Source organism: Bacillus sp. FSL E2-8868, from assembly GCF_038005505.1.
Classification (GTDB): domain Bacteria; phylum Bacillota; class Bacilli; order Bacillales; family Bacillaceae_G; genus Bacillus_A; species Bacillus_A mycoides.
The window spans coordinates 1-8342 of sequence record NZ_JBBOTI010000007.1; the positions used below are offsets into that span (position 1 = coordinate 1).

An 8342-nucleotide genomic window follows, 5' to 3' on the forward strand; every position below is an offset into this window, starting at 1 on the left:
TGAGAGTAGGACGTCGCCAAGCAACTTTAAGACGAGTCAGAATGACTCGTCTTTTTTGTATGCTTTCATACCTCTGTTAATTGCCTGCTTAACTCCTTCTAAATAGGCGAATCCATGCCTTTTATCTGGTTCTAAGTAAGTACCTTCTGCCCATTCATTCCACGCATTAATAAATAAAAACTCGCTGTTGTAAAGAGAATAGGTACGCTGGATTTGTTTGCTTAAATATATCGTGAACTTCCTAGGGGTAGAACCTAGGAAGATGCTGCTATTTAAGTCTTTGCGGCGTGCTGTATTGTCCCAGTCAACAAAGGCACCAGGAAATGTTTTTTTTTCTGGAGGAGATCGCTTTAGTATATACATCCACACTTTATCATAATCCCAAGCGTTTATTTGTTTACCAGACTCATATATTGTCTTATTTATGTCTGAAGAGCTATCATGAGCAATTGTATAAAAAGGCTCGAATTGAATGCTAGCATCAAATCCATTTATATTAGGAAGTGGAAAGCTGTTTAATGTTTCTGCAAAGTATATACCTTTCAAACCATTTTCTTGTGCGAGTGTATTCCAATAATGAAGCATTTGTTCACAATGAGGGATATGCCCAGGGCGATAAATAATGAATAGTGGTTTATCGTCTATACGGATATATCTCTCATCTTGGAAAGCTTGCAATAAATACTCAAAGTGTTCTTTCCAATCCGATAATTCTCCATAATTTTGAGGCATTAATATGTGACTATCAAGACCATCCCAAGTTTTTGTCCACGGTTCATTTGCCCAAGAAAGGCAAAATGGAAAATCTGGTTCCTTCATCTTAAGTACCTCATTAAAGGGTGCCTCCAATAGCCTCTTCCCTTTAAACCAGTAATGGTAATAACAAAAACCATATATGCCATGTGCTTTGGCGATTTCTGCTTGCCATTTTCTTACGGATGGGGTGGTTAAGTCATAATAAAAATCTTGATAAGGTTCTCTAGGTTGGTAATGTCCTGAAAATAAAGGTCGTGCACTTTTAGTATTTGTCCATTCAGTAAACCCTTTCCCCCACCATCGGTCATTTTCTTTTATTTGATGAAACTGTGGTAAGTAAAAAGCGATTATTTTCAAAATATATCCCCCTTATGTTCTTCGTAGTTCAAGTGGTGGGAAGTTACTTTTGATTTTTCGAATCTAGTTAAAACATGAGATATGTTATTTACTTACTGTGTTTATGCTGCATAATGAATTCTTTTGTGCAGTTTGCTTGATATGGAAATCTTTGATGATTTAATATATACGGCTGAGATACAAAATGATCTTCATTATACAATGAGCGAAAAGAGTTAATCTTTTTGGAGAACAAATAGAGCTTGGGGTAACCGGTTTGTATCATCAAAAAAGTCCCGTAGCTTTAAATACTTCTCATAGTGGTTTTTAATATAAGTTCTAGGTATAACGGTTTCCCCATAGAAGCTACTGTTTCTAACGTCTCCAGCTCCCGTAGGGCTGTGGATAAAATTGCCGCTTTCATAATCCGAGATGGCACGATTTATATCTGGAAAAGCTTGAGATAAAGTTTTATGCCACCCAGTTTGAATTAATTCAGGGTGTTCCTTGAATTGTTGACAGAAATCGAGAAAATAGCGTGCTTGTGTTGTTGCGATGAAGATTCCGCCTGGACGAAGAATTCTTGAAAATTCCTTTATCCAATTTTCTGCAGTTTCTTCGGATAAATGTGAGAATACAGAATAAGCGAATATGATGTCTAATGAATTGTCATTAATAAATTCTACAGGAGGTTGTGGGGGAGCTATTTTATACCTGCCTCTTCCTAACGTTTCGTTGCAAAGGTTAATCATTGCAGGATCTACATCAATACCAAGTAAATTTTTATGGCGAACATCTTTGAAAAAGAAGCGTATGATTCTTCCCCATCCGCAACCAAAGTCTAAAATTTTCCGTTCTTTATTCAAGGGAACGCCTAAATTTTGGGCATATGTTTTTACAAGGCTATAAAACAAATATGCTTCATAAAGAGCATGTTCATAGGAAGCACCTACAAACTGTTGTTGAATTTCTTCGGAGGGGAACTTAGGTACTGGGATGCCATTTATCTTTGTTTGTGAGCAACTTTGTATAAATAGATTAAGAAGTTCAACATCAGAAAGTGGGCTAACAAGGTTATCAAAATCACTTCCTAACTTAAAGTTATTCATTTGTTAACCTCCAAATTATATAGTTCCTAAAAATCATTTTCGTGTTTTTTACTAATAAAAACATGTAGAAATTCAGCATCTAACCCCAGTGATCTATCCTTGTGTAAATAAACAATGGTATACATATTTGCATGTGTATAAATATATTCAATCATATCTTGACCCCAATCAAATGTTACTAAAGACCCGTTCTCATCAATAGGATTACCATGATAAATTGGCTCCTCAATATATTCGATTCCTTCTTTATTGATTCTTGCTCTTTGTAAAGTCTTTGTGAGTGTATGATACCAAGGGACAGTAAACACATGAGCGCCGCCAGGCTTTAATACACGCTCTATTTCTTTAAAGGCTTTGTTTGGCTCCATTACATGTTCAAAGACATCTTGAGTAATGAATAAATCAAAAGATTCATTTTGAAAAGTCATGTCTTCTAAGTTCTCACATCTAACCCCTTGAAAGTATTGGCCGAGAGGGTAGTTTTTAAAGTATTGAGAGTATGTATAGTTTTTGCAGTTTTTTATTAGTAGTTGAGTTGTAATTCCCCCAGGAGAGGATTCGTGGATATGATAGGAACCCCATTTTGGAAAAAATGTATTTAAAACATGGATTAGAGCGCGCTGCCTTGGTATAGAGTGGCATGTAGAACATAAGTAGTGATCTCTAAGCCAATCATTATGCTCTATAAATGTAGCTTTCTTCTCACAAATAACGCAATATCCATTATTGTGCTTCAAATTACCTTCCACATGACATCACTCCTGTGTAAAAAATGCATATGACACACACGTCAACAACCAGCGAAATCAAAGAGAGTGGGTGGAAATTAGGGAACTCATAAAAGTGAGATTGGTAGAATGGAACAATTAGCGGGAGAGAACCCCACGCTAATTAAAGTTTCACTTTATGCTATGCGATACATTCGCTTTTATTCATTGAAGAATGTATCGACTTAGAATGTCCCTTTTGTGTACGGATACATTTCAAAGTCTTGTGCATATATTTCTGTAACTAAACCCATGGTTTCTTTATCATAAAAGCTTTCATATGTTGGAAAGCGGGGGAAGGATGCATCTGTAATGCTAAGTTCTGCATAGCTTCCCGTATAAAGCATCTTATGAGCACGATGATGATCTGAATTTGTAAGAAGCGCTAAATTTGATTTAGTCAAATCGTACGTGTGTTCTATCTTGGTGATTTGTGTATTAAAATCTTCTAAAGGAATATAGTATTGGATGAAGTTTTCTTCACCTGGGACGTATTGCTGACTAAAATGTATATCTATTGCTAGGGAATTGGAACCGAATGCTTGAACGTAATATAAAAATTGTTTAAATGATATTCCTTGATTACTATATTTGTCATTATAAAAATAATGCCGGATACTTTCCCATTGAGGGCTAGCATATGGATTGTCAGCAAGCAATAAAAAGGAGCTGACCGCCCTTGTATAGGGATTCCGTACAAGTTTACAAACATCTTTTTTTGCTGTTAGAAGCCCATTTTGTAACTCTGGTATGTAGTTGGTGTTGTTTTTATACACCCAGAATTCATAGTAATGAATAAAGTCATGGTATTTCTTTGCTTCAGTAAATAATCCAATTTGAAAAAAGAACCAATTAGCTAAAGTAGTACATCCGCTTCTATGGCTCCAAAATAGTATAAGTGGAAAGTCTTTATGGAAATGTGGGATTCGATCTTTATGTAGGATTACATGATTTAAAAGCTCTTGATTTACACTCTTCATACATGTAGTGCTCCTTTTTGAAAGTTTTATTTATGGAGAAGGTTTTTAAATAGAATAAACGAGAATATGAGAAGGCAAGTTTTTACTAATCCAATATATTCATGGGAATGAGTAAATATTATGAGTGTTTTTGCGGTCATCTTAAATAAGGTATCGATTCTAAAAGGAAAATATAAAATAAAGATAATGAAAATTTATAAGGGGCATACAATTATAAGAGAATGAATAATAGAGGTGACCAAGTTCGTTTATTTGTATTTCTAGGTGTGATAAGCAAAAATCTTATTACTAGAGAGGATATTATGAGGAAGAATAATTATTTAATAGTAGGTGGAAATAGTTTCATTGGTATAAACCTCGCATTAGGTTTATTGAAACAAGGTCAAAATGTAAAAGTATTTTCCAGACATATAAATAATTTCCCTCAAAATATTATAAGTGAGGTTGAATTTATTAAAGGTGATTTAGCGAATGTTAAAGATATATATAAAGCTTTAGTGAGTGTGGATATTATTATTTATTTAGCTGCAACGTCTAATGTAGCAACTTCAATTGAAGATGTTTTCGGAGATATAAACAGTAGCTTTTTTTTTCTTAACTTCATGGAAAGTGTTAAAAATTTTCCTGTTAAAAAAATTGTATTAGCATCTTCTGGAGGCACGGTTTATGGTGAACCAGAATATTTACCTATTGATGAGGAACATCCATTAAAACCACTTTCTCCTTATGGAATAACAAAAGTATCGCTTGAAAATTACTTGTACTTTTATAAGAAAAAATACGGAATTGACTATGTTGTATGTAGATATTCTAATCCATATGGAAAATATCAAAATCCTTTAAAGAAAGTTGGGGCAATAAATTGTTTTTTGTATCAGCATCTCAGTAATGAAAAGATTAATATATATGGGAATCCACAAGAGATTATTCGAGATTATATTTATATCGATGATTTAGTTGAAATCACTATACAACTATCGCAATTAAATCGTTTGAAATCTTGTGTGTATAACATAGGGAGCGGCAAGGGTCTCTCTTTAAAACGAATTATAGTAGAATTGGAGAAATTAACGGAAAGAAAAGTGGAATTTACCTGCTATAAACAAAGGCAAGAAAATGTTCAAAAAATCATTTTAAATATAGATAGAGTAAGACGAGAATGTAATTGGGAACCGAAAATAGATTTCAAAAGTGGAATTAGATTAAATAAGCTATGGATTGAAGAGTTCTTATATAGTAAAAAATAATAAGCCATGCCCTACTTTTGTATCAGTAGAGCGTGGTTTATTATTTTATTTCTTTTTTTATTACCCAAAGGTCTTGATGTTCCCACCAAAAACCTTCAATGTATTTTTTGATGACAGGGTTATAAGGTAATAATTTAATTTTGTCACATACGTAAGAGGGACTAACGATCGTTTGCCCGTATTGATGAACATCTAAATCCAATTGTTCACTAGAAGGGAGGAACCAATAACCCTGTTTATTTAAATCTGGAAAGCTGAAGTACTTTTTACTTTGATAACCATGAGTTGTGAAAATGAGTAAGCCTTCAGGAGAAACAGCATTATACAATGTTTGAAGCCAACGAAACCAAGTTGTATCAGGCATATGAGAAAAAAAGGATAGACAAAAGACGATATCATACGTAGACGAGGCCAATTTTACTTGTTCAGGTTCAGGGTGAGATAAGATAGAAGAAGTATTTAATGTGTTTTCAATAAAAGTAATAGCCTCTTCATGTATATCACAGGTAGTTATACTTAAGTTCGTTTGTGGGTTTAATAAATGACGTGTTACGCAGCCATATCCGGATGCGAATTCTAATAATTTAATTGGAGTGTCTATAGGGGGATAAAAGGAAGTAATTAAATCTAAAAGTGTTTCTGCGGATTTTCTCCCATCTTGAAAATAATAATCTATCGCTTCTTTTTTAGATGGGAAGACTGGATTAGTGACAAGGAATTGAAAGATATGATCCTCTGGATGGATACTTGCATTTACATTGTATTTGTGTGCAATTTGAGAAAGCAAATCTTTATTTGCTTCTATAAATTCTTTCAAAGAGTAACCCCCCTTAAATGATAGTAACGTTTTACAAGAGATACTGATGGCGAAGAAAATATATCATTAAATCTTCAAATATGCTTTAAGATACTTTCTATATGTGTACATTTTCTTTTTTGAAATGTCGTCGATAGTAAAGGTTTCTTTAATGAAATTCTGCATTTGTACAACTTCACTGTAATGGGAATATGAATCTTCTGTTCTCGTTACGCTATTTGTATGTCGTCTATGATAGTTTAGCGGTTTTGGATTGAAATAAATGTTCCCCTCTTTAAGAATAGAAACATAGAAAAACCAATCACCAGCTACTTTAAACTTTTCTAATTGTTTTTCTGTTGTTTTTATATCTATGTTTTTAAAAACTACACTTGAGACATTAGGTATGGTGTTTTTAATAAGTAATGTATCTTGTATTTCATCTATCCCTTTTCGGAAATAAGAACTTTTCCATTTTTCTTTATCAATATCATTTGTGTAATCTAAATAATGATTGGCTAGGATATTTCCTTGTTCATCTATTTGTTTTGATTGTGTGTAGCTTAAGGTAACATCACCATTTATATGAAACCCTTGTATTACTTCTTCTAAAAATGTCTGATCACATAAGTCATCGGCCTCTGCAATCCAAATATAATCACCGGTTGCTGCAGAGATGCCTTTTATCCATTGTTTAAATACAGAACCAGAGTTTTTATCATTAATAATCTGCTGAACTTTTAGGTGGGGCTTATTTTCGTTTGAGAGCAGCTGTTCAAATATAGATACGCTATTGTCAGTAGAGGCATCGTCTAGGAAAATTAGTTCGTAAAGGGGATAGGTTTGGTTTAATATGGATTTAACTCGGTCAGATAAGTATTTTTCGTAATTATAGTTCGGTATGATTACGCTTATTTTTTTGTAATTATGATCAAGTAGGTTTAACAGTTGATAAATGTAATGAAGAAAGTTGAAATCTTTTTCAATAAGCTCTTGGCCAAAGCGCCCATTTTGTAATCGTAAGTCTTCATCTCCAATAAATTCATATATTCTTTCCAGCATCTGCGGTAAATTTAAAAAGTCTACTAAGGCGCCAGTTTGTTCCGTAACAACATCTTCAAAACCTCCAGCGTTTTTAAACCCTATAACAGGGACTTTTGTATCTAATGCCTCTAAAACAACGTTTGGAAAAGGATCTTCTCTTGAAGTTAATAAATATAAATCAGCCCCGGCGTTATATAAACCGATATCTGGAGTAGGCTCAACTAATGTGAAATGTGCTGTATATCTTGGGGATAGCGTGTTAAAGAAATGAACATCTGTTCTCCCGACCCAGATAAAATGAATATTCGTATGAACCTTTCTTACTGAGTAAGCAATAAGTGAGAATAAATCTATCCCTTTCCGATGATCAGCGAAACCTACTCCTAAAATGATTTTGCTATCTAGAGGCAGGTTGTGTTTTTTTCGTAATTCGCTTCTAGCTTTTGCAATATTGTTCTTATAAGGATTGTGGTTAAACAAGCCTTGAGGGAGGATGTGACATTTTTGATGATCTAATTGGGTGATTGTACGGAATTTTTCATACACGTACTGTGAAGGGAAGACAATTTTGTAAGCGAACTGGGCAATGTTTCTAGCTTTCCCCTCGGCAGAGTACTGTTGTATTAAATGCGGCAATTCATGTATTAATGAAATAACTTTTATATTGTGTTTAGCTAGTAATGCAACTATATCACCACTTATGACGGTACTACATATGGCGATGGTATAGTCTTGTGATAGTAACTTCTTTATTAATAATTCGACCCTTTTTTCTGTTGGGTAGTCTTCCTCTAGGCAATAAACAGGACCATACTTTTGAAAATCGTGGATTAAAATGCCCGTTCCAATAGAAATAATTGCGACGGAGTAATGAAAGTTTTCTTTAAGAGCTTTAATAGTATGTAAAGAAAGCAGCTGTGCTCCGTGGAAATGGGCATCATGGGATACATAAATGATCTTCTTATTAACATGCATTTCATAACGCCTCCTAAGTTAATTAGATTTTTAGTAAATGCATGGTGTATGTATAATTCCTAGAGAGAAGTGGTAGGAGATAATTGTGAATGCAGCTGGAATGTACTCGAAATAAAAAGTGCTACCTTTAATATATATTTGTTTGGCTTGCTATTCATTCTTTAGAAAGGTGTAAGTAAGAAAGTATAAACTGTCGATTATGAAAGTGATTGCACCAGTCTATTAATCTCTAGGAACGGTGTATAAATGAAGAAGGTTCAATACCCTTTAGAATTTATAAAATAAAAAGGATAAAAGGTATTGACGATTAGGATATAGAGGTGTAATATAGA

General features: G+C 33.7%; 7 protein-coding genes. 1 reads left to right on the forward strand and 6 read right to left on the reverse strand.

Going from position 1 to position 8342, the window contains the following annotated elements; genetic code table 11:
* Nucleotides 1-36 precede the first annotated feature (36 nt).
* The 4 genes from NSS74_RS27820 to NSS74_RS27835 all read right to left on the reverse strand — a co-directional run bounded on the left by NSS74_RS27820 (nt 37) and on the right by NSS74_RS27835 (nt 3948).
* Nucleotides 37-1113 (reverse strand): glycosyltransferase WbsX family protein, encoded by a 1077-nt coding sequence (locus NSS74_RS27820; protein ID WP_002140175.1) that lies wholly within the window; start codon nt 1111-1113, stop codon nt 37-39.
* A gap of 215 nt (nt 1114-1328) precedes the next feature.
* Nucleotides 1329-2201: a class I SAM-dependent methyltransferase gene (locus NSS74_RS27825; protein WP_002029456.1), complete on the reverse strand. Its 873-nt coding sequence runs from the start codon at nt 2199-2201 to the stop codon at nt 1329-1331.
* Between the two features lie 26 nt (nt 2202-2227).
* Nucleotides 2228-2950, reverse strand: coding sequence for a class I SAM-dependent methyltransferase (locus NSS74_RS27830; RefSeq protein ID WP_002029458.1), 723 nt, complete (start codon nt 2948-2950; stop codon nt 2228-2230).
* Between the two features lie 203 nt (nt 2951-3153).
* Nucleotides 3154-3948, reverse strand: coding sequence for a sulfotransferase family 2 domain-containing protein (locus tag NSS74_RS27835; protein ID WP_002029459.1), 795 nt, complete (start codon nt 3946-3948; stop codon nt 3154-3156).
* A gap of 302 nt (nt 3949-4250) precedes the next feature.
* On the opposite strand from NSS74_RS27835, the gene NSS74_RS27840 reads away from it, so the two are divergent.
* The gene (locus tag NSS74_RS27840) at nt 4251-5195 is read left to right on the forward strand and encodes an NAD-dependent epimerase/dehydratase family protein (protein ID WP_033716426.1); all 945 of its coding nucleotides are present in this window, start codon (nt 4251-4253) and stop codon (nt 5193-5195) included.
* 40 nt (nt 5196-5235) lie between these two features.
* On the opposite strand, the gene NSS74_RS27845 is transcribed toward NSS74_RS27840, so the two are convergent.
* The gene (locus NSS74_RS27845; RefSeq protein ID WP_002029463.1) at nt 5236-6012 is read right to left on the reverse strand and encodes a class I SAM-dependent methyltransferase; all 777 of its coding nucleotides are present in this window, start codon (nt 6010-6012) and stop codon (nt 5236-5238) included.
* A gap of 66 nt (nt 6013-6078) precedes the next feature.
* Entirely contained in the window at nt 6079-8010 is a 1932-nt protein-coding gene (locus NSS74_RS27850) for a glycosyltransferase (protein WP_002029465.1), read from the reverse strand.
* Nucleotides 8011-8342: the final 332 nt, after the last annotated feature.